The sequence below is a fragment of the Kordia sp. genome, assembly GCF_050633145.1.
In the GTDB taxonomy this organism is placed as follows: domain Bacteria; phylum Bacteroidota; class Bacteroidia; order Flavobacteriales; family Flavobacteriaceae; genus Kordia.
Genome location: NZ_JBOEFY010000076.1, coordinates 70,336 through 90,806, shown reverse-complemented (window position 1 = coordinate 90,806; position 20,471 = coordinate 70,336). Strand labels below are relative to the sequence as shown.

The 20,471-nt window shown below is 30.6% G+C and carries 22 protein-coding genes and 1 pseudogene; 12 read left to right on the top strand and 11 right to left on the bottom strand.

Annotated features, from left to right (window positions below):
- Nucleotides 1-43: 43 nt before the first annotated feature.
- On the bottom strand, nt 44-1,792 hold the full coding sequence (locus ACRBBL_RS25300) for a helix-turn-helix domain-containing protein (RefSeq protein WP_431371891.1): 1,749 nt from the start codon (nt 1,790-1,792) through the stop codon (nt 44-46).
- Nucleotides 1,793-1,967: 175 nt separating this feature from the next.
- Here ACRBBL_RS25300 and ACRBBL_RS25295 point away from each other — a divergent pair, with 175 nt between their 5' ends.
- Nucleotides 1,968-2,162, top strand: coding sequence for a hypothetical protein (locus ACRBBL_RS25295; RefSeq protein ID WP_431371890.1), 195 nt, complete (start codon nt 1,968-1,970; stop codon nt 2,160-2,162).
- Nucleotides 2,163-2,458: 296 nt separating this feature from the next.
- Nucleotides 2,459-2,812, top strand: a complete 354-nt coding sequence (locus ACRBBL_RS25290) for a hypothetical protein (protein WP_431371889.1) — start codon at nt 2,459-2,461, stop codon at nt 2,810-2,812.
- Nucleotides 2,813-2,910: 98 nt separating this feature from the next.
- On the opposite strand, the gene ACRBBL_RS25285 is transcribed toward ACRBBL_RS25290, so the two are convergent.
- The gene (locus ACRBBL_RS25285) at nt 2,911-3,672 is read right to left on the bottom strand and encodes a helix-turn-helix domain-containing protein (protein ID WP_431371888.1); all 762 of its coding nucleotides are present in this window, start codon (nt 3,670-3,672) and stop codon (nt 2,911-2,913) included.
- 211 nt (nt 3,673-3,883) lie between these two features.
- Here ACRBBL_RS25285 and ACRBBL_RS25280 point away from each other — a divergent pair, with 211 nt between their 5' ends.
- The 3 genes from ACRBBL_RS25280 (at nt 3,884) to ACRBBL_RS25270 (ending at nt 8,283) form a co-directional block, all read left to right on the top strand.
- Entirely contained in the window at nt 3,884-4,420 is a 537-nt protein-coding gene (locus ACRBBL_RS25280) for an RNA polymerase sigma factor (RefSeq protein WP_431371887.1), read from the top strand.
- A complete protein-coding gene (locus tag ACRBBL_RS25275) occupies nt 4,417-5,139 on the top strand; it encodes a hypothetical protein (protein WP_431371886.1) in 723 nt (240 codons plus the stop codon). The genes ACRBBL_RS25280 and ACRBBL_RS25275 overlap by 4 nt, the downstream gene beginning before the upstream one ends.
- A gap of 69 nt (nt 5,140-5,208) precedes the next feature.
- Nucleotides 5,209-8,283, top strand: a complete 3,075-nt coding sequence (locus ACRBBL_RS25270; RefSeq protein WP_431371885.1) for a CHAT domain-containing protein — start codon at nt 5,209-5,211, stop codon at nt 8,281-8,283.
- Nucleotides 8,284-8,370: 87 nt separating this feature from the next.
- Here ACRBBL_RS25270 and ACRBBL_RS25265 read toward each other — a convergent pair whose 3' ends face one another.
- Together ACRBBL_RS25265 and ACRBBL_RS25260 are read right to left on the bottom strand one after the other, a co-directional pair.
- A complete protein-coding gene (locus tag ACRBBL_RS25265; RefSeq protein ID WP_431371884.1) occupies nt 8,371-9,015 on the bottom strand; it encodes a hypothetical protein in 645 nt (214 codons plus the stop codon).
- A 46-nt stretch (nt 9,016-9,061) separates the two neighbouring features.
- Complete coding sequence (locus ACRBBL_RS25260) at nt 9,062-9,424, bottom strand: hypothetical protein (RefSeq protein ID WP_431371883.1); 363 nt, start codon at nt 9,422-9,424, stop codon at nt 9,062-9,064.
- Nucleotides 9,425-9,828: 404 nt separating this feature from the next.
- On the opposite strand from ACRBBL_RS25260, the gene ACRBBL_RS25255 reads away from it, so the two are divergent.
- On the top strand, nt 9,829-10,389 hold the full coding sequence (locus ACRBBL_RS25255) for a Crp/Fnr family transcriptional regulator (RefSeq protein ID WP_431371882.1): 561 nt from the start codon (nt 9,829-9,831) through the stop codon (nt 10,387-10,389).
- A 52-nt stretch (nt 10,390-10,441) separates the two neighbouring features.
- Here ACRBBL_RS25255 and ACRBBL_RS25250 read toward each other — a convergent pair whose 3' ends face one another.
- The 5 genes from ACRBBL_RS25250 to ACRBBL_RS25230 are packed head-to-tail and all read right to left on the bottom strand — an operon-like array spanning nt 10,442 to nt 13,795.
- The gene (locus ACRBBL_RS25250; RefSeq protein ID WP_431371881.1) at nt 10,442-11,293 is read right to left on the bottom strand and encodes a DUF5777 family beta-barrel protein; all 852 of its coding nucleotides are present in this window, start codon (nt 11,291-11,293) and stop codon (nt 10,442-10,444) included.
- Nucleotides 11,294-11,300: 7 nt separating this feature from the next.
- Nucleotides 11,301-11,846 (bottom strand): YceI family protein, encoded by a 546-nt coding sequence (locus ACRBBL_RS25245; RefSeq protein WP_431371880.1) that lies wholly within the window; start codon nt 11,844-11,846, stop codon nt 11,301-11,303.
- A 16-nt stretch (nt 11,847-11,862) separates the two neighbouring features.
- The gene (locus ACRBBL_RS25240; RefSeq protein ID WP_431371879.1) at nt 11,863-12,219 is read right to left on the bottom strand and encodes a hypothetical protein; all 357 of its coding nucleotides are present in this window, start codon (nt 12,217-12,219) and stop codon (nt 11,863-11,865) included.
- Between the two features lie 4 nt (nt 12,220-12,223).
- A complete protein-coding gene (locus tag ACRBBL_RS25235; RefSeq protein WP_431371878.1) occupies nt 12,224-13,393 on the bottom strand; it encodes a hypothetical protein in 1,170 nt (389 codons plus the stop codon).
- A 15-nt stretch (nt 13,394-13,408) separates the two neighbouring features.
- Nucleotides 13,409-13,795: a hypothetical protein gene (locus ACRBBL_RS25230; protein WP_431371877.1), complete on the bottom strand. Its 387-nt coding sequence runs from the start codon at nt 13,793-13,795 to the stop codon at nt 13,409-13,411.
- A gap of 236 nt (nt 13,796-14,031) precedes the next feature.
- On the opposite strand from ACRBBL_RS25230, the gene ACRBBL_RS25225 reads away from it, so the two are divergent.
- The 6 genes from ACRBBL_RS25225 (at nt 14,032) to ACRBBL_RS25200 (ending at nt 18,691) form a co-directional block, all read left to right on the top strand.
- Nucleotides 14,032-14,325, top strand: a complete 294-nt coding sequence (locus ACRBBL_RS25225) for a DUF6787 family protein (protein WP_431371876.1) — start codon at nt 14,032-14,034, stop codon at nt 14,323-14,325.
- Between the two features lie 286 nt (nt 14,326-14,611).
- Nucleotides 14,612-14,875, top strand: a complete 264-nt coding sequence (locus ACRBBL_RS25220; protein ID WP_431371875.1) for a hypothetical protein — start codon at nt 14,612-14,614, stop codon at nt 14,873-14,875.
- 58 nt (nt 14,876-14,933) lie between these two features.
- A complete protein-coding gene (locus ACRBBL_RS25215) occupies nt 14,934-15,332 on the top strand; it encodes a hypothetical protein (RefSeq protein ID WP_431371874.1) in 399 nt (132 codons plus the stop codon).
- Nucleotides 15,333-15,338: 6 nt separating this feature from the next.
- The gene (locus tag ACRBBL_RS25210; RefSeq protein WP_431371873.1) at nt 15,339-16,295 is read left to right on the top strand and encodes a sterol desaturase family protein; all 957 of its coding nucleotides are present in this window, start codon (nt 15,339-15,341) and stop codon (nt 16,293-16,295) included.
- 3 nt (nt 16,296-16,298) lie between these two features.
- Nucleotides 16,299-17,495 (top strand): aromatic ring-hydroxylating oxygenase subunit alpha, encoded by a 1,197-nt coding sequence (locus tag ACRBBL_RS25205; protein WP_431371872.1) that lies wholly within the window; start codon nt 16,299-16,301, stop codon nt 17,493-17,495.
- Nucleotides 17,496-17,614: 119 nt separating this feature from the next.
- Entirely contained in the window at nt 17,615-18,691 is a 1,077-nt protein-coding gene (locus ACRBBL_RS25200) for a 2Fe-2S iron-sulfur cluster-binding protein (protein WP_431371871.1), read from the top strand.
- 113 nt (nt 18,692-18,804) lie between these two features.
- On the opposite strand, the pseudogene ACRBBL_RS25195 reads toward ACRBBL_RS25200, so the two are convergent.
- Together ACRBBL_RS25195 and ACRBBL_RS25190 are read right to left on the bottom strand one after the other, a co-directional pair.
- Nucleotides 18,805-18,870, bottom strand: a pseudogene (locus ACRBBL_RS25195) (hypothetical protein); the annotation flags it as partial.
- A gap of 13 nt (nt 18,871-18,883) precedes the next feature.
- Nucleotides 18,884-20,368: a glycoside hydrolase family 30 protein gene (locus ACRBBL_RS25190; RefSeq protein ID WP_431371870.1), complete on the bottom strand. Its 1,485-nt coding sequence runs from the start codon at nt 20,366-20,368 to the stop codon at nt 18,884-18,886.
- Nucleotides 20,369-20,471: the final 103 nt, after the last annotated feature.

Genomic DNA, 20,471 nt, shown 5'->3' with positions numbered 1-20,471 from the left:
GTTTACAAAGGAAAGGAAGTCGTATTTACGTTAAATCCGAGTACTAACTCTCTAATGAATTTAGTTTTTTAATGTAAAACGAAGGATAAATTCCTGTATGCTTTTTAAATGCTTTAGAAAAAGATTCCGCTGTATTAAAACCTAATTCTGAAGCGATCGATTTAATATCATAGGCTCTAAATTTTTTATTTTCTTTTAATTGAACCAATGCATACTCAATTCTTAAATCGGTAATGTATTGTGTAAATTTTTTCTTTTTATGCGATTGCAAAGTCTTTGATAAATACGTAGCGTTTGTATCTATTTCTTTCGCTAAAAAATTGATGCTACATTTTTGTTGGAGAAACATTTTTTCTAGTTCAAACAACTCCAACCCTTTCAATATTTTTTGAATATTCTCGTCACTTATTTTATAATCTTTTGATTTAGAAAGTGCTGTTTCTTTAATTCTTTTTTCCTTAGCGGAATTAAGTTCTTCTACAATTGTTTCAAATCTTCTTTTATAGTTTCGTCTCACAACAAAATAATAGATGACTCCTAAAATGATGATTGCGACCAAAAAGAAACTAATTTTCTTTAAAAACAAAGCTCTGTCCTCGGCTATTTTCATAGCTTCTTCTAGTTGTTTTATTTTAGATGTAAATGAAGGTACATCATATTTATCATATATATCTTTTAAAGATTTTTTAATGATCTCATTATTTTCAGCTTCTTTACTTTTAAATTTTTTGAGGTAGTACAACTCTTTTTCAGGATTCTTTTTTTCTTCATAAGATTTTGCTAAAAGAATATTATTTTCCTGTGATAAAATAGAGTTGATTTTATTTTTATTTACAAGAGAATCTACTTTTAAAAAATACACGAGTGCGCTGTCAATATTTTTTCGCAAAAAATAGTTTTGTCCTTGATAGAAATATAAATTAGGTAATTTGCTTACTGTTTTAAGATCGATTATTTTTTCTTCTGCCTTTTTGAGATCTTTGATAGATTCTTTATAATTTTCTTTTGTTTGACTGATAATTCCTTTTATTATAAGGAAAATACTGTGCGCATTATTATCATTAGTTCTTATACTTTTATCAATTCCTTGCAAGCAATAAACGGATGCTGAATCTGAATAGGCTATTTTATGTTTTGGGTATTCTTCTGCCAAATGCATATACGCATTGCTAATATTTAACAAGGCATTTACATAATCCAAATCTTTAAGGCGTGGATCATTTTTTTTGTGCAATTTTTCATAGAACAATAAATTATTTTTAGCTAAATATAATGCCTCTTTTGGTTCTCCAATATCATTTTTTACAAGCGCAATAGAATTTGCAACTTTTGCTAATTTAATAGAGTCGTTCTCTTTTTTAATAAGGTTATATACTTCTGTATAACTTGTTGCGGCTTTCCTATAAATGCTTGCATTATAATAAATATTTCCTTTTAAATAAAGACTACTTGCATAGTGTCCATCATCATTTGCTTGTTTGGCTTTTTTCAAAGCAAAATTAATATAATGGAGTGCGCTATCTTTTTGCCCCAATACATTATAAGCAAGCGCATAGTCATGTGCTCCTCTATAAATCTCTACAACATCATTTTTTTCAACTGCCTTTCTATAATAAGCACTTGCATACGCCTTTCCTAATTTAGGTTTGGTATGTAATATTCTGTAAAAAGTTTTTCGCAAACTATCATAACTACAGATTTTCAAGTCTTGGTATTTAGGAATTGGAAGTTCTTGCCCTTTTACTTGTAGAGTCGTAACAAAGAAGCAAAGGCATAGAAAAATTCGATACATAGAAGAAGTTCAATATTAAAAACCTAAATATATGAAGTTCGTTGTATGATCCAAATTTATACATTAAAAATTTTCAACTGGTCGTATTTTAGTAAAACACGACATATCCTGATTGTTTTTGAGCCTATTTTGCTGTTGTTTTGGTGTATTATTAATTTCAAATTATAAACACATTATGAAAAAAAAGAATCTTACAAATTTAGCCCTTAACAAGAAATCAATATCAAAATTTGATCAATCTATCGATGCAGAAGTAGTTGGAGGAATACTATCTATTCCTTTAGAGAAATGTAAATATTTTCCAACTAACCCAAATAGTGAGTGTAGCCCATCTGACAGAAACTGTGAAGTATCTTTTGGAAATTGCTAAAAACGAATAAATCGATTGTATTCTTTAAAAGATCAATGAAAGCCAGCAAAGAAAATTTTGCTGGCTTTTGTTTAGTTAACGAGCTAATTATAATTGATTCAAAAAGTTACATTTCATTTCTTGGTGACATATAAGTCTGATTAGAACAAACAAAATAAATTAACAAATACCTGCTTTTTTAATTAAAATTATTTACATCTTCTAAAATAAAAGCATAAATTGTACACATTATACAACCAAATTATTAAATAAATCAATTTAATTTAAACTTTTCTAATTCAAAAAACCAACCAATTATGAAAAAATTCATCGGAGTCATCGGAGGAATATTAATCGCAATTTCTGTTTTCTTACCTTCTATTACAGCAGGTCCTATCTCAGTAAGTTTATGGGATGCGCCTGACTCAAAATCAACTGTTTATATATTCATTGCATTTGGAATTATCATTGCTGTATGTTCTTATTTGGGACAAAAATGGAGTAACATCGTTGCAGTCATTGTTGCCCTTTTAGCATTAGGGCTGAGTATTAAGTGGATATCTGACGCTTATGGAATTCCATTAACTTCTGCTGGAATAGGATTGTGGATTGGTGCAATTGGATCTATTTTAGGAATTGCAGGACCTTTTGTAAAAGATAAGACAGCTTAGTTGCTGTTTCTTAATTATATAAAACAACAAAAAATCCACACGACCATGTGGATTTTTTTTGTTTGTTATAATTTCTAAAATTGGCTAAAGACCATTCTTTACTGTACTTGAAAGTAAAAATCTACCATTTGTTTTTTTAGTTTCTTTTTGTATTTACTCGGTGTATATCCTGTGAAAAATTTGAATTCTCTTATAAAGTGTGATTCATCATAAAATATATTTAAATGATTTTCATTGGATAATAACGCTTCTCTTAATCGAAAAATTCGTTGATATATAGAAGGTGTAAGACCTGTATATTTTTTAAAGTGTCTGTGGAGTGTTCTGTAACTCATATTCACTTCATTTGCCACTTTTTTTATACTATTTGACGTTTCTAGTAATTGTAAAGCACGTTGTAATTGCTCTATTTTTTGTTCTTTATAAACAGCTACTAAAATACATTCAATAGTATTTAAAATACCTTCTTCTGTTTGATTGTTATGCAACAAGATATTTTTTAATCGATGTATCAATTCATCATTTTTTGGATAATCTAAAACTGAAATGGGCGCATTCATAAAACGACATAACCCTGTACTCAAAAAATTAATTTGAAGTATAATATCAGATTGATTAATAATAAACTTGTTAGCGCGTGTATTATTCAAAATTTGTATACTAACGGTATCAATATCGGTTTTTGTGTCAATAGTATCATTTGTATAATTTAACCTAGTATTGATTCCAATCAAAATACTTTTCATTGTATTCGGAAAAGCAATACAAGAGTATTTTTTTTTATCGCCATATATAAAATAATAGCTATGAACTCCCTTTTTTAATAGTTCAGTTTTGGGTAAAAATTCTTTTATAATCATACGTAAACAGATCTAAGCTTTTTACTATATGTAATAATTGAACTAGCGTAACCTTTTATTTTCCATTTTTCTTATTTTTGTTTGAGCTGCTTTTCATACGCTAACTAAATACAGTCTATTTTTTCAGCCATAACTTTTAAAGAAATTCAACATCATCAAAAAAGTTTTTTCAGATATCGAAATCATTGAGGTTCTTCAGCATTCCTCTGAAATGGAGTTTCAAGTTTTGAAGTATTTATACAAAGAAGTAGACACCTCTTTACGAAAGTTTATTTTGAGTAACGGTGGTGATAATTCTACGGCAGATGATATTATTCAAGATGCTATAATTATATGCTATGAAAAAATTAAAAATCAAGAATTTAAGTTACATACTACAATAACTGGGTATATATATACAGTAGGGAAGTATACTTGGTACAATAAACAACGAAAAAACAAACGAGAACTTAAAGTTATATCGGAAGATTTGCAACATATTAATATCGTAGAAGAAGATTTTGAATTATTTGATATTGATAAAACAAAATTGGTAAACGAGCTATTGGACAAAGTAGGCACATCGTGTAAAAAGATTTTAATTGAGAGTATATACATGAAAAAATCAATGCAAGAAATAGCAGCTTCTAATGATTTAAAGAATGAACAAGTAGCTCGAAATAAAAAAAGTAAATGCTTGAAAAAACTACGAAAAATAATTGATGCATCTTTCAGTTTTACGAACGCTTTTAAAAATATAGAAATATGAGTATGGATATTATTTCTGACAAAGAGCTTATTGAGAAATTTTTGCGAGGAAGTTTGCTAGAAAATGAGCAATTACTTTTTAATGAACGTAAAAAAGATGACAATTTTTTGAGTTTATTAGAAGAATCTGTTATTGCATATCAAGGACGATTAGCATTAAAAAATAAATTAAAGAATATTGGTGATGAGTTAAAAACTGAGGACAAAAAACCGTATAAAAAATCAGTTATTTGGCTTTCTGGAATTGCTGCTTCTATCCTACTCTTTCTTGCTTTTCAGTTCTTTGCTACCAGCACATTAAGTTCTACTGAATTGTTTGATACTTACTTTGAAGCATATCCTAATGCACATGCTATAAAAGGAACTACAGACGGCAATTCTATTGTTAAAAAAGCTTTTCAGTTTTATGACGACGCTCAATATGAAAAAGCCACCAAAGCCTTTAAGGAGCTAACTGCTACAAAAACATTAAATTCTTCAGAACATTTTTATTTCGGAATCTCTTTATTAGCCAGGGATAAAGTAGAAGCTTCTAAGCTACAATTGAGCAAGATAAGCGAAGAGTTTCCTCTGTATAGTGAAGCACAATGGTACACTTGTTTAGGTCTTATAAAACAAGATAGTTTAGACAAGGCAAAAAGCATTTTAAAAAGTAAAAAACTGAATTTCAGCACGTATAGAAATGACAAGGTGAAAAAACTACTTAATCAGATGAAATAACACAAACAATTTTGTAGTTTCGAAGTTATATTACTTACTAACTTTCCATAACCTGTTTGAATTATTATCATGAAAAACAACAAAATTGTTATTCTCCTTTTTTACTTTCTTTCATTTTCTTTTTATGCACAAGACAAGCAAATAGATAGTCTTACTTATTTTTTTGAAACTGTTCAAGAAACCATTAATAATAAGGATCATAATGCTACCATTGCACTTAGTAAATGGGCTATAGAAAAGTACAAAAACAATGATTCTATTAATGGTTTAGCAAATTTGTCTATTGCTAAAACCTATTTTAGTCAAAAACAATATGGCGCTTCAGTAAAACATCTCAATATTGCTATAGATTATTTCACAAAAAATGGAGAGCACAAACTTGTAAATGAAGCTTATATAAAACTAGGAACACTTTATAAATTAAAACGTGATTATAGTACTTCTAGAGGTTATTTTTTGAAGGCTATTAAAGTGCTAGAAGAACACTATTCGAATCAGCATGAAAACTTAATCGAAGCGTATCAAAATTTGATTACTATAGAAAAAGGTGCTGGAGAATTTGACAAAGCACTTTCCTATGTACAGAAAGGAATTACTTTGGCTAAACATCATAAGAACAAAGAAAAAGAAGCAATATTTATAACATACAAAGGCGATGTTTTTCAGCAGCAAAGACATTTTAATCTTGCTATTGAACAGTACTTAGAAGCAATACAAATTAAAGAGAAATTGTTTGGTTCAATTTATTTAGGAAATGTAGTATCCTATCATAATTTGGCAGGCGCGTATGGACAGCTTTATTATTTAGATAAAGCAATCGAATATCAAGAAAGGTCTATTGAAATAAATAAAAAACTTCCAGAAGGGAAACAAGCTAGTTTTACATCATTATATGGTAATTTGGCAGCGTATTACACCGAATTTGGCAAGCTTGAAAAGGCCGTTGAATATCATAAAAAAACACTTTTCTATTTTGAAAAAGAGTTTGATAAAAACCATTATTTGTATTCTATATCCCATAAAAATTTAGGAGATGCTTATTATGATTTAAAAGAGTATGCAAATGCCCAAAAAGAGTATCAACTCTCGCTAGATTATAACATTAAAAAGTTTGGTTCATCAGATATTAGTTTAACTGAAGGATACACCAATCTTGCACTTGTAGCAAAACATACTGGAGATTTTGATTTGGCAGAAAAATACTTATATGCTTCTTTAGCTATTTACCCTAAAGATGATTATTTGTTAATTCCGTGTCAATTAGAATTAGTCAATGTTTTAATTGCGCAAAAAAAATATACATTGGCAAGTACATACTTAGATAGTATTTCAAAAAAAATACCACAAAAAGAACTGATTGATCTCAACTTTGATCAATTAAAAGATCGGAAAGAATTTATTCATACTAAGATTAATTATTTTAAAGCAATTGATACTAAAGATTCCGATTCATTAACATATTTCTATAAGAAAGCCATTGCCTTAGACGATTTTACTATTAAAGAATACACGACATCTTCAACAAAGGATTTTCAATTGGCAAAAACATTTCCTGTATATGAAAATTATATACAGCATATTGTCGATTTAGATACTAAAAAAGAGGCTGAATCTGTATTTGAAATATTCGAAAAATCGAAAGCTCGCAAACTCTTAGAGAGTTTTAACAAAGCCAAAAATACAATTAAGACAAAGGTGCCAGATAGCTTATCAAAATTGGAACAAAAAATAAATGTAGATATCATTTTTTATGAAGAAAAGAAAAGCATCGAAATCAACGATCCATTGCCTGAAAGTGATAGTTTAATTGCTGTATTTAATACAAAAATTTTCGATCTAAAACGTCAAAAAAATCAATTACAAGAAACGTTTAAAACAACATATCCTAACTATTATGATTTAGTATATAATCGTGAAGTTACTAAAATTGAAAAGATTCAAGAACTCCTTAAAAAAGAGGAATCATTAGTTGAATATTTTGTTGGAGAAAACGATATTTTCATATTTATTATCACAAAAAATACGCATAAAATTGTAAAAGTTGCAAAGGATTTCCCTTTAAAAAATTGGATTGAACAATTACGAAATGGAATCTATAATTATTGGTCAATGTCTAATGCATCTTCTGATGAAGATCTAAAAAAATACAATCAACTTTACAAGGATATGGCATTTAAATTGTATCAAAAATTAGTGCAACCTATTGAAAGTGAAATTACGCATAAAGTCATTATTATTCCTGACGGAGAACTTCATTTTATACCATTTGATGCATTATTAACAGCCGATTCAAAAGAAATTAGCGCGACTAAAAACCTGCCTTATCTTATTAAAAAGTATCAAATTAGCTATAATTATTCCGCAACATTATACAATCAATTAAAACAAAAAGAAAGCTCTAATTCTACCAATGATGTATTGGCTTTTGCTCCTAAGTTTACAAATGGTGAAACTGTTGAAACTATAGCCATGCGACGTAATGGTTTGGGAAATTTAAAATACAATACCGTTGAAGTAGATGCAATTGATAATTTGTTTGACACAAATGTTTTTAAGGATTCTTCAGCAACAAAATCAAACTTTATTTCCAATGCAAAAAACCACAAAATAATTCATCTATCCACACATGCAAAATCTAACGATACGTATGGCGATTATTCTTTTATTGCTTTTAGTAAGAATGATCCTCTACAAAAAAACAAACTCTATGTAAGAGAACTCTATAACTTAGATTTAGATGCTGACATGGTAGTATTGAGTGCATGTGAAACTGGAATAGGAGAATTAAAAAAAGGAGAAGGTGTTATTAGTTTAGCTAGAGCTTTTACGTATGCAGGCGCCAGAAGTACTATAACTAGTTTGTGGAATGTTAATGATGCACAAACAACAAAGCTGATGACTTTATTTTATACAAACCTAAAAGAAGGTATGCCTAAAGATGAAGCGTTACGCACAGCAAAACTAACGTATATTGAAAGTGAGAACTTGACTTCGCCATATTTTTGGGCTGCATTTACACCAACTGGAGACATGAAAGCTATTGAACTGAATAGCAATAATAACATAAAATATATAGGTATTGGAGCTTTGTTATTAGCGCTAATATTTGGAGTACGCTTCTTTTTAAAGAAACGTGCTGCTTAACATATTCTCAAAAAAAATACCGAGGCTAAACCTCGGTATTTTAAGTGTTATTACAAGTCGTGATTAAACTAACTTCTTAACTCGCTTTTAAGGATTCAACTGAACTGTTAATCTTTCTTCATCACTTCCTCTATATAAGCTTAAATAAGCATCAGAGAGGTTTGCGTCTTTAGGTATTTTGAAATAAAATATTTTTTCGTGCTTTTCTCCTTTCTTAGAAACATCATTTGAAGTGTACTGTACAACTTTAGGATTTGCTTTGTAAAACTCATCTGTAAAAGCAGAGAATTTTTGAGTTCCTTTTTCCGCTCCATCAATGTGGATTGAAAAACTTGTTTTCATTGTAGAATATCTACCTTTACATTCTAGGCTTTCAAGCCCTATGCGTACCATAAGAAGTTGCTGACTTTTATTAGGTGCCGAGTATTCACTTTTAAAATCTGTTGCTTTAAATGCAGCATTTGTAGTATAATCTATTACGGTATAATTTTCTTTTGTATAATGTCCCGTTTGATATTGTTTATCATACGTATTCTTACTTTCTACTATAAAAGAACTACCAGATGCAATAGTTTTAGGAGCCACTTTTACCACTGGCTTTTCTTTTGCAACAGTTTCCTTTTTAGTTGTGTTTCCTTTAGATTCATTTGTAGTTTCAGATTTTTTTTCATCACCTCCACAAGACATGAAAAGAAATACACATACTAAAGTCAGTACTTTGAATAATTTCATATTTATATATTTAATTTTAGAATAAATTCGTTTGTGCAAGCCTTTATTAGTTAACAGGAGTTTTCTTTTTCCACATTAATATAGGACCTACAATACCCATAACACCTCCAATGGCAGCTATCCAAAGTCCCATTCCAGCTGAAACTCCATTACCGCTCGCGTCAGATATCCAGATAAAATTAACCGCAAGTGCAAAAATAGCAAAAAGAATAGCTACAATTTTACTCCAAGTTTTATCAAGGTATGAACATAATGCTACAATAGCTCCAAAAGCCATAAATGCATAAACTCCTCCTTTTGTAGGCGCTCCATCCCATAGACTAACAGAGATTCCTGCAACTGACAATGCAGGTAAAAAAACAGAAATAAGGATTATTACTCCTCCAATAATTCCAATGTATTTTTTCATAATTCTTTATTTTAGAAGAACAAAACTATGTTTAATTATCATTAAAAAATTGGATAGAAATGTCAATTTTCTCTTTTTTAGAGATAAAAAACAATGACATTCTTCTCTATACTTTTCAATACTTATTGCTACATATAAAACTTAATGGCTTCTAATTTAATGTGGTCATGAACATTCAAAATTTGAACTTTTTGGAGGAAATTGGTTTCCTTTTGAGAACCATCTAACAAATAATAGATGCTTCCTAATTACATTTTAAATTGCACAGTTACATACCATTCATACGACAAACAGGTGTCTTTTAGAATTGTCTTATCATTAGTATACAATGCTTGTTTAAATAAAATTCAACTGTAAGTATTCCTTTTTATGGAAAGAATCATTAAATTTATTTTTTTCAAAACATGAAATCATTTATAGCATATATTAAATCGTACATAACACTATCTGAAGAAGCTGAAAAAGAGATTCTCGAACAGGTTTTAGTAGAAGAAATTCCTAAAGGAGAACAATTTTTAGAAGAAGGAAAAACTTGTGAACGCCTCTATTTTATAGCAAAAGGAACTGTTAGAACCTTTCATTATCAAGATGGAAAAGATATTACGTATTGGATTTATCCCGAAAATATGATGATTACTTCATGGCATAGTTATATTTTAAGAAAACCTGCTTCTGAATACATTGAAACTACTGAAGATTCCATATTACTATCATTAACATATAATCAATGGCAAGAATTGTATTTGAAACATCCTAAACTAGAACGTTTTGGCAGGTTAGTTTTAGAAGAACAAATGTCGTTATTAGATGATTTTTTTAAAGGATATTATTTCTTAACCGCAAAAGAGAAATATGAATTACTCGTAAATGCTTTCCCTACCATAACTCAACGCGCAAATTTAGGACATATAGCGTCTATGCTAGGAATTTCTCAAGCAACATTAAGTAGAATTAGAGGAAAATAAAAAAGGCTTTTATATTGCTATAAAAACCTTTTACTAAACAGTTGTTGGGGGATTAAAATACACGAACAATATTAAATCCGAAATAAACATCTTCAAACCATTTTCCTTCTGCATTACTAATAAAACCAGGTTCATTTGTAGATTGTGCATTAGAAAATAACAATTGAAATACGTGTCCTCCAGTTTCAATATCTAAGCCGATAGTTAGTGGATTTGAATAGATAGATTTTTCATACCTGCTAAAATTATACACATAATCTAAGTTTATTGACATTCGCTTGCTTAACTTCATTCTAGTTCCAGCTCCTAAAGCTATTTGATTGTGTTTTTGGAGTGGTTCCAAAACTAAATTTTGACGAACAAAAGTTGGCGCTAATTCAAAAGAAAACTTGTTACTAAAGCGTCTTGAAATTAGTAATTGTGTTGCATAACTCATGCGATCTCCAAACTTTAAAAACGGATACTGATTTTTACGCAAATCAGTTCTACTATTTGCAGTAGCATATCCAACTATGTTTACAGGGAAATCGTTAGACTGACCTTTTAGTCTTACTTTAACATGTGTAGCATAGGTTTTTCTGATCGATTCTCTTGAGAATCCAACCTGTATTCCATCAAAAATTCCATATACCAATTGTATTTTTGTATTTGCATTGTCAAAACCGAAAAAGGTCGTCAGTCCATCTTTTAAGCTTCCAAATCGATGTGAAACATATAAGTATAAATCTTTCTTTCCTGCTACTTTTGTAGATTGTAAATTCCCAATTTTCATTGCTTTAAAAGCGGGTTGCTGAAAAGATACTTCTTGAGTTTCTTTCTCTAATTCATTCAATAAATCATCTTGAGCAACTACAGAATTACAACTTAAAAATATAATTATTAAAACTAATACACAGTTCTTCATGACGTTGTTATTTTTTCTCGATAAGTTCATAATTCAATTTTAGTTGAATAGCATTAGCAATTTTGTTTCTAACAATACTTGGAATTTCGATATCAAAATCCTGAGGAGACACATTAAACTTGGAAGTCAACAGAATTTTATTAGTTGCCTTTTTCAAATAAACAACAGTTTCAATATTTTTAGTTTTTCCTCGGACAGTCAATTTGCCTTTAAGTTTGAATTCTTTTTTTATCTCTGAAAGGGAAGTCATGTCAAAATCTATAATTTCTCCTTTAAAAACTGCTTTAGGAAACTTATCAGAATCCATATAATTTTCATTAAAATGTTCTTCCATTAAGGCAATTTCAAAATGAAAAGCTTTTACAAAAAGTAATGCTGCTATAGTTCCATTTTTAGTATTTAATAATACTGTTGTACTTTTATTTATTGCTTCTACAGGTTCAAAAGCTTCTACAGATGCTTTAAATTCAGTCTCCCCAGTTTTTGAGAAATACTTTTGTGCAGAAGCATAACTAGTTATAAAAAGCATTAGTAGTAATCCTATATTTTTCATATTGTTGTTTTTTTAATTAATTTTCAAGAAAGCCATCAGTTACCCATTTATCCATTATTTGTCTTAGTTCAGGAGACACCAAGCCGTTTGGAGGCATTGGATTTGCTGCATTATTCATACGTTGAATTAAACTTCCCATTTCAGTAGAAAAACGTGTATTTTGATAGTTAGACAAATCCAATCCAGCATTTGGAGCTGGACCTGCATGACAGGTAATACAGTAATTCGTCATTATAGACGCTACATCAGATTCATAGGTTATAGTTCTTGTGATTGGAGGCAATGAAGACGGATCACCTTCATCTATAATTGCTGTTGTACAACTTTGCAACAAGAGTAAAATTAAAACAGCTAGTGTTACTTGTTTTGTCATGTTTTTAATTTTGAACATTAATGTTATTTATTGTGATTTGCTGCTGTTCCAAAGGGTTTAGTGTTATCATACGTTGTGTATGTGTAATATCACCTTCAGAAATTGAGGAGTCATTATTAGAATCAGCAACAACTGTTACATAATACGTACCTGGATGCATATAAGTCATTAAAAAATCATCTTCTCCTTCTGATAAAATTGGAAAATGTAGAATTGTATTGTAAGCATCAAAATCAGAAGTAAAATAACCGTTCTCATCTGTAAGCGGATCTTTAGAGAGATACAAGAGTAAAGTTTGATCTTCTGGAATATCTCCTCTATCTATATCAATTTGAATATAGCCTAAACTCGGATGATCTAAAATTGTATACGGATCTCCAGAAAGAGGAGCTAACTCAATAACATCATTAGCTTCTCCTAATGCTAAAAATGTAGCAGAATTGGCTTCTGTAAGTCCTTCCTTAACATAAAGGTATTCTTCCATAAATCCATTAGAAAAATCTAATCCCGAATCAACAGTATTTTGAGGATAATTTACAGCGTTAGCTGCTGTTTCAGCTAGTTCAGCATGCATCTTCTTGCCTTTAAATGTCATGTGTCTATTGGGAATTCTATTTCCTAAACTACTTGTATAAGAATTAAAGTATATGCTATCTGTGTTAGTAGGAAAGCGTAATTCCATATACATAATACCGTCTCCACCTTTAGCATCTACCAATCTGTAATAACGACCATTATCTCTATCTTCTACTTTGTCCATAACAAAATAGCTTGTTCGATAAATTCCATTTAACACACCTCCATTACGCGCCATAATGGTACGCTTGCCTTTATAGTTTGTAACAAAAAATGAGGTGAATAAATTCCCCATAGAACCTCCTTCATGAATTCCAAATGTATGAGATGGCGAAATTGCTCTGTAATCCCAAGCAAACCATGGATATTCCTGATTAATAACAAGGTTATCACCTACCCAATGTCCTTGCATTTTTTCCATAAAATCAAATCCGTCTGTCGTAATATCAACAGGAATCACTGCTGTTGGAACCGTAGGGTTTGGAGTTGGAGTAGATCCGCTTGGCGCAGCTATATTTCTAATATCGTCTGTTGAGCAGCTTATCATCAGTATTGATAAAAACGCACAAAAACTTAAAATTTTAATTGTTGTATTCATAATAAATGTAGTGTTCTAATTTCTAATCCAGATTTCTTTTAAAGGCTTATTCAGAATATATGTTGTGACTTCTAGAGTGTCTTTGCTCAGCAAATGAAGTATTGCTGTTTTGTTCTCATTTTCAATTTTTGTAGCGCCAGAAACAGCATCTATATATGTGCCATTTTTTTCCTTGATATTATTGAAAAAGTAACTTTTGGGTTGTCCTTTTTCGGATCGATATACCGTTGTATTATCATTGTAATAAAGTACTTCACCTTTAACCGTATCATTTTCTTCAAGGATTTCACAGGTAGCTTTATAAAACCTGCTATTTACTTTCCAAATACCAATCATAGGGTTTTCCTTTTTAGTACAGGAAAAAACAACTATTGCGCTACTTATTAAAAAAGCTTTTCTCATGCTGAATATTTCTATGCAACAAAACTAAAAGCCTTCTAAAATCTTTTTTTTGATCTATGTCAAAATCATCTACATTCTTTTTTGATTTAAGTCAAAACAAAATTTCAAATCAGATGATAGTTTTGCTGTCAACAAAACACATACAGATGAACCGAGCATGTTAAAAAGTTTCTCAACCTAAGAAATGGTTAATAACGAACAACATGTGACTACTGAAAAACAATAAATACGAACACATGAAAAAATTAATGACACGTTGGAATATTGAAAAACCTTGGCAATTAGCTGTTATCTTTTTTGTATTCTCAATTACAGGTTCGTCTTCAATAGCAGTTGGAAGACCTTTATTGAGAAGCATCGGAATTACATTAGATAATTTAAGCCCATTTATATATTATCCACTCTTTATCTTTCTAAGTTTTATATTTTATCAACTGTTCTTAGTAGCATTCGGATGGTTATTTGGTCAGTTTAACTTTTTCTGGAATATGGAAAAGAAGCTATTGAGCAGGTTTGGAATAACTATTTAACATTCATATATTTAAACATGAAGAATACCATAAAATGGAGAACGATAGTAGCATTAATTTTAATGTATGTAGCTATTCTTATGAGTTGGGAATGGGCTTGGGGAGTTTTATTCCTATTCTGGGTTATTCCAGATCTTTTTTCAGGAATAACTTACTTTATTGAACCTATTTCAAAAAAAGAGGATCAAGTATTATATTGGATTATTATCATAAGTTGGCTATTAATGGCTATCTATTCTTTATCTACATTGTTCATAGATTATAATCAATTTTACTACTCATGATAATGAAAAAATGGAAAACATTTATTGCGCTAACTTTAATGTTCTTCGCAATAATTTTTAATTGGAATTGGTTTTGGATCATCTTCTTATTACTTGGTCTTATTAATATTTTAAAAACTGGCACAATTCATTTTGTAGAAGAAGTTTCAAAAAAAGAGACTCCAAAATTATATTGGATTATGATTGTTATTTGGTCCTTATTAATTTTCTATTCTATATATGATTACATAATGGATAATCCTGATGCACTTGAGTTTTTGACATAGGTCAAAAAATAAAAGTTATACAATTTTCACCTTTGTATTCAATTTAAATCAATTTGTTATGAAGTACTTAAAATTCGCTTTTACGTCACTTTTATTCTTTTCAATAATCACCTCTTGCGCACAACAAGATAACATTATAGGTGTTTGGGATGTTAAAAATGATTATTACCAAGCGGTTTATGAAATTGAACCATTTGAAGGTAAATTCATTGGAAAAATACATTATTATAATGACGGGCAAACCGAATACAAAGGAGAAAACAAAAAAGAAGATTATTTTTTAACTGATATAGAAGCCAAAGACGGAATATATATTAATGGAAAAATGTACTTACCAGATGGAAGTTATTACGAAGTTATTTTTCGTATGATCGATGCCAATACACTAGAAGCAAGCATGACTGTTCAAGGGCAATTGTATACAGAAACATGGAAAAGACAATCTAACTATAACTAAAATACGATGAGTAACATAAGACTAATTGTTTATAGCATTGCTATTATAGCCACTATAGTTGGAATTCCACATTATGTAGCTGAATATTTGAATGTAGCTGTATTAAACACGGACCTAGTAGACTATTTTTTCTATGTCTTTAATGACTTAAGTGTCATCTATATCATTCTTCCTTTTTTCATTATTGAATTGCTACGTTATTTGTATTTGAAGCGATTAAATAAAGATGTACTTCTTGATTCGGCAGCCAATATAATTACCATTTTTGCATTTCAAGCTATTGAATATATTCTTGGAGGATTGTTTATCTTAAAGCTATATACATTTGCTTCAGATTTTTCAATTCTACCGCATTTACCGATGAATTGGATCACAGTAGCAAGTGCCATATTATTAGCCGATTTTCTATATTATTGGGAGCATCGATTAATGCATAGAATTGGTATTGGTTGGGCAACACATACTGTACACCACAGTTCACCACATTTTAATATGTCGGTAGCGTATCGTTTTGGACCTTTAGATGGTATTTTTCCATTATTATTTTCAATTCCTGCTGTGTTTTTAGGTTTCAATCCGTTTTTAATGTTTGCTGCAGAATTATTTGTACAAACGTTTCAGGCTATTTTACATACGGAAATCATTGGCAAACTTCCCAAACCTATTGAATATATTTTCAATACACCATCGCATCACAGAGCGCATCATGGCTCTAACAAACAATATTGGGATAAAAATTATGCTGGAATTTTAATCATTTGGGATCGTATGCTAGGTACTTTTGAAGTGGAAGAAGAAAAAGTAATCTACGGAATTTCAGAACCCTTAAACAGTGTAAGTCCTATTAAAGTATTTTTTCATGGCCTAACCCGATTCGCCAAAAAACTTGGAAAAGTAAAAGGTATAAAAAACAAGATTTTAGTTTTTATAAAACCTCCAGATTGGATGCCTAAAGAAGATTAAATTATGAATAACAAGAAAAAAATGATGCATGCGCTTCCTGTTTCAGCGTATACATCTCAAGAATGGTTTGATATAGAAATGGAACATATTTTTAGTAAAACTTGGCAATTTGCAGGTTTGGTAGAAGATGTAGAAAATGCTGGAGATTATATTTCTGTACAAGCAGGATTGAATAATATTTTTATTGTAAAAGGTAGAGATAATCGTTTACGCGCTTTTCACAATATGTGTCGCCACAGAGGAACACAATTGTTACGAGCTGTTGGTAAGGGGAAAAAAGCTATCACTTGCCCGTATCACGATTGGACCTACGATTTAGAAGGAAAGCTAGTAAGTGTTCCTAAAAAAGAAGAAGAGTTTCCTAATTTGTGTAATAAAGAATTACATGAATGTGACTTGAATCTTCATGAAGCATCTGTTGATATTTTTAAAGGAATGCTATTCGTTCATCCTGAAAAAAATGCACCAAATATCATGGATTTCTTTGGAGAAGTAACTCCTTTTCTTGGACCACATATTCCAGAAGAATTAATAGAATATTCAGATAAAAAAGAAGAACCTTTTTATACAAAAGAAATAAAATCTAACTGGAAAATTGTAGTTGAAAATTATATCGATCAATACCATTTAGCACATTTGCATGAAGGCACTTTAAACATGTACGATCATGCGAAGGCTGAATTTGGTTGGGCAGGACCACATTATTGGTTTTGGGAACCATTAGTTCCTGAGTACTTAGCAGATGTAAAAAATGCTTCTCAATTTCCGTTAATAGATAAAATGTCTGAAGACAAAATAGGTGCTTACGTTCCTTGGTTATTTCCAAACATCGGAATTACAGAAAGCGAAAATGCGTGGAATACTTTTCATGTAACTCCGTTAGCTCCAGATAGAACATTGGTCGTAATACGTTCAAAAACTATGAATGTAAGCGAATGGGAATATACAAAACAGTATACCAAATCGATGGCAAGTAAAGTATGGAGAACACTTGGAAACAAAGGAAAATATGAAGGTGATGCAAGTGATCCAATGGCGTCTGGTAATTTTATGGAAGAAGATATATATGCTTGCGAACAGCAACAAAAATCGTTAAACTCTCCTATGTTTAGTATCGGAGCACAAGCACAACGAGGAGAATTTGCTATTCAAAAATTTCAAAGTGTTGTCAAAGAATGGATAGAAAGGCATAGTGATTAGTATTTGGGCGTTCCCACTGCACTTCGACTAAGCTCAGTACTAGTGGTCGGGCTTTCACTACTCGCTCTCTTCGAGGAGCTCAAACAAATCGTTCAATCCCTAACGCAAACGTGTAAACAATGAATACATTTTATCAATTAAAAGTACTTGAAGTAAAAAAAGAAACCGCAGATTCAACATCTGTAGCGTTTGACGTTCCATACGATTTGTATGAAACATTCAATTACAAACCAGGTCAGTATTTGACTTTAAAATTTACGATAAATGGTGAAGAAGTTAGGCGCTCCTATTCATTATGTAGTTCTCCTGTTTTAGAAGAGCCATTACGTATCGGTGTAAAGCGTGTAAAAGAAGGATTGGTATCAAACTATATCAATGACAATATAAAAGTTGGAGACATCGTAGAAGTCATGCCGCCAGACGGTCGTTTTTTTGCTGATGTAAAAAAAGGGAATTACAAAACCTATTATTTGTTTTCAGCTGGAAGTGGCATCACTCCTATTCTTTCAATTCTAAAAACTATTTTATTGACAGAAGAACGTAGTTATGTACACATGATCTACGGAAATAGAAATCAAGATACAATCATGTTCAAAGATGAATTGGAACAATTAAAAATGGAGCATGCAGATAGATTTATATTGATTCAAACCTTGAGTCGCCCTAAAAGTACTTGGAGTGATTTATGGAAATCGTCTAAAGATGCAGCTTTTAAAAAAGGGCGAGTAGATTCTGAAGCAATACATTGGTTTATCAATCAATATCCTCCATATGCTCAAAACGTAGCATATTATATTTGTGGACCAGGCACAATGATTCAGAATACTAAAAAAGCATTGAAAAATATAGATGTTCCGGATGATCGAATATTTATAGAAAGTTTTGGTGGAAGTGATTCAAAAGATACTACTGAGGCTTTTGAAAATGCAAAACTAACAGCTCACCTTAATGGAGAACATATTCAAGTATCCATTCCAAAAGGAAAAACTATTTTACGAACGCTCATCAATGCAGGAAAAAAACCTCCATATTCCTGTGAAGGCGGTGTTTGTGCTACTTGTATTTGCAAGCTAAAAACAGGTGAAGTTCATATGAAAAACAATCTTTCACTAACAGATACAGAAGTTAAAGATGGGTATATATTAAGTTGTCAAAGCATTCCATTAACTGAGGAAATTGAAGTAGTTTATCAATAAAAGCGCTCTTAGTTTTATAGTGATTCTACTTAATTTCTATGATTTATAACTTTATTCGGAACTAGTTGCGCTTTGAAAACTTTTTTCTAAGCATCTACAACCAATTCCTTTTCCAATTCTGATAATAAAACCCACATAACTGGTCCGAGTGAAAATGCAAAACAGGCTATAAAACTTAATTGGTATTCTATTTTAATAAATTATTGATTGCATGGCTCTCGGTTCAATTTCTAATAGTGTTTCGCTATCTCCTACAATGAGTTTATAAGCAATTTTACGATCAGTTTTATTCATAACTACCGTAACAATTTTTCCATCTTTATTTTGAAACGATGTGCTTTCAATAGTAGTTCTACTTGTTGTTGTACTAACGCGTAAAGCACCAGGTTTGATGAATTTTGAAAAGTGACCAATATAATAGTACGTCGGTGTGTATATAAGTTCGCCAGTTTTTGTATTTGCATGAATTGGCGCAAAACAGAAATTTTCAACATGATTTGGTCCACCTCTTTCATCTAACAAGATATTCCAATCTGTCCAACCCACTACTCCACTGTTAAAATCATTTATCATTGAATTCCCATAACGTTCAGCATTTGGCCAAAAGTGTAATCTTTCTGTAGCAAAACTTTCTTGACAACCTTCAGTGAATAACATATTTTTAGAAGGGAACGACTCATTTATATTTTTCAAGTTATCATATTTTGGTAAACCGCCAGTCCACGTTTCATACCAATGAAAACCAATTCCCCAAGCATATTTTGACGCTTCAGGATCTCCAAAAATTGTATTTGCTCTGTTGGTAATTAAGTCTCTATTGTGATCCCAAACAACAATGTTTTTATCTCCTAAACCTGCATTTTCTAACGTTGGTCCCAAGTAATCTTTTAAGAAGTCTCGCTCTTCTTCAGCGGTATAAATACAAGATTCCCATCGTTGTGTTGCCATGGGTTCGTTTTGTATAGTTAATCCCCAAACGGGAATACCTTCTGCTTCATAAGCTTTAATAAATTTTACATAGTAATTAGCCCAAGCTTGACGAAATTCTGGAAGCAGTTTTCCTCCTTGCAGCATACTTTTATTACTTTTCATAAAAGCAGGTGGACTCCATGGACTGGCATAAAAGACTAAATCATTTTCATTAATTAAATCAATAGCTCTTTTTATAAAAGGCAGCCTCTTTTCTTTGTCTTTTGCGATTGAAAATGTCTTTAATTCAGCATCACCTTCTTTAATATATGTATGACTTCCTAAACCAAAATCACTACTATGAATGCTTGTCCTAATGATATTATATCCAATTCCATCTTTCCCATATAATGATTGCAATAATTTGTTTTGTTGTGTATCATTCAACTTAGAAAACACCTCAGCTGAAGCATCTGTTATTGCGCCTCCTATTCCTAAATATTCTTGAAATGTCTTTTTTGGATTTACAAAAACAGCAATCTCTGTTTCTAAAGGTTGAACCTTATTTTTGAATGTTTGTTCGCTCGTTTTGGTCAACCTCAATTCAGTATCCTTAGCCGTTGTATATACTTGAATTGTTTTATTATTATAATTTTTCACAGATGTTACAGGAGTAGTTTTAGTTTTAGTTACATCTTCTACCTTAGTATCAGCACAGGATACAATTAAAACGAAAAGAGCTACTAGTTTATAATACTTTTGAGTCATACTTTTATATATAAATGATATTCTGCTTTAATGAATACGTAAATCTACATTAAATGGGAATACTTTAATAGTACTAATTAAGCGATAGTTAATACAATTGTTG

What these genes read in the sequence shown, in the direction of transcription:
- ACRBBL_RS25300 (WP_431371891.1), bottom strand. Translation starts at nt 1,792, where the DNA reads ATGTATCGAATTTTTCTATGCCTTTGCTTCTTTGTTACGACTCTACAA.
- ACRBBL_RS25295 (WP_431371890.1), top strand. Translation starts at nt 1,968, where the DNA reads ATGAAAAAAAAGAATCTTACAAATTTAGCCCTTAACAAGAAATCAATA.
- ACRBBL_RS25290 (WP_431371889.1), top strand. Translation starts at nt 2,459, where the DNA reads ATGAAAAAATTCATCGGAGTCATCGGAGGAATATTAATCGCAATTTCT.
- ACRBBL_RS25285 (WP_431371888.1), bottom strand. Translation starts at nt 3,672, where the DNA reads ATGATTATAAAAGAATTTTTACCCAAAACTGAACTATTAAAAAAGGGA.
- ACRBBL_RS25280 (WP_431371887.1), top strand. Translation starts at nt 3,884, where the DNA reads ATGGAGTTTCAAGTTTTGAAGTATTTATACAAAGAAGTAGACACCTCT.
- ACRBBL_RS25275 (WP_431371886.1), top strand. Translation starts at nt 4,417, where the DNA reads ATGAGTATGGATATTATTTCTGACAAAGAGCTTATTGAGAAATTTTTG.
- ACRBBL_RS25270 (WP_431371885.1), top strand. Translation starts at nt 5,209, where the DNA reads ATGAAAAACAACAAAATTGTTATTCTCCTTTTTTACTTTCTTTCATTT.
- ACRBBL_RS25265 (WP_431371884.1), bottom strand. Translation starts at nt 9,015, where the DNA reads ATGAAATTATTCAAAGTACTGACTTTAGTATGTGTATTTCTTTTCATG.
- ACRBBL_RS25260 (WP_431371883.1), bottom strand. Translation starts at nt 9,424, where the DNA reads ATGAAAAAATACATTGGAATTATTGGAGGAGTAATAATCCTTATTTCT.
- ACRBBL_RS25255 (WP_431371882.1), top strand. Translation starts at nt 9,829, where the DNA reads ATGAAATCATTTATAGCATATATTAAATCGTACATAACACTATCTGAA.
- ACRBBL_RS25250 (WP_431371881.1), bottom strand. Translation starts at nt 11,293, where the DNA reads ATGAAGAACTGTGTATTAGTTTTAATAATTATATTTTTAAGTTGTAAT.
- ACRBBL_RS25245 (WP_431371880.1), bottom strand. Translation starts at nt 11,846, where the DNA reads ATGAAAAATATAGGATTACTACTAATGCTTTTTATAACTAGTTATGCT.
- ACRBBL_RS25240 (WP_431371879.1), bottom strand. Translation starts at nt 12,219, where the DNA reads ATGACAAAACAAGTAACACTAGCTGTTTTAATTTTACTCTTGTTGCAA.
- ACRBBL_RS25235 (WP_431371878.1), bottom strand. Translation starts at nt 13,393, where the DNA reads ATGAATACAACAATTAAAATTTTAAGTTTTTGTGCGTTTTTATCAATA.
- ACRBBL_RS25230 (WP_431371877.1), bottom strand. Translation starts at nt 13,795, where the DNA reads ATGAGAAAAGCTTTTTTAATAAGTAGCGCAATAGTTGTTTTTTCCTGT.
- ACRBBL_RS25225 (WP_431371876.1), top strand. Translation starts at nt 14,032, where the DNA reads ATGAAAAAATTAATGACACGTTGGAATATTGAAAAACCTTGGCAATTA.
- ACRBBL_RS25220 (WP_431371875.1), top strand. Translation starts at nt 14,612, where the DNA reads ATGAAAAAATGGAAAACATTTATTGCGCTAACTTTAATGTTCTTCGCA.
- ACRBBL_RS25215 (WP_431371874.1), top strand. Translation starts at nt 14,934, where the DNA reads ATGAAGTACTTAAAATTCGCTTTTACGTCACTTTTATTCTTTTCAATA.
- ACRBBL_RS25210 (WP_431371873.1), top strand. Translation starts at nt 15,339, where the DNA reads ATGAGTAACATAAGACTAATTGTTTATAGCATTGCTATTATAGCCACT.
- ACRBBL_RS25205 (WP_431371872.1), top strand. Translation starts at nt 16,299, where the DNA reads ATGAATAACAAGAAAAAAATGATGCATGCGCTTCCTGTTTCAGCGTAT.
- ACRBBL_RS25200 (WP_431371871.1), top strand. Translation starts at nt 17,615, where the DNA reads ATGAATACATTTTATCAATTAAAAGTACTTGAAGTAAAAAAAGAAACC.
- ACRBBL_RS25190 (WP_431371870.1), bottom strand. Translation starts at nt 20,368, where the DNA reads ATGACTCAAAAGTATTATAAACTAGTAGCTCTTTTCGTTTTAATTGTA.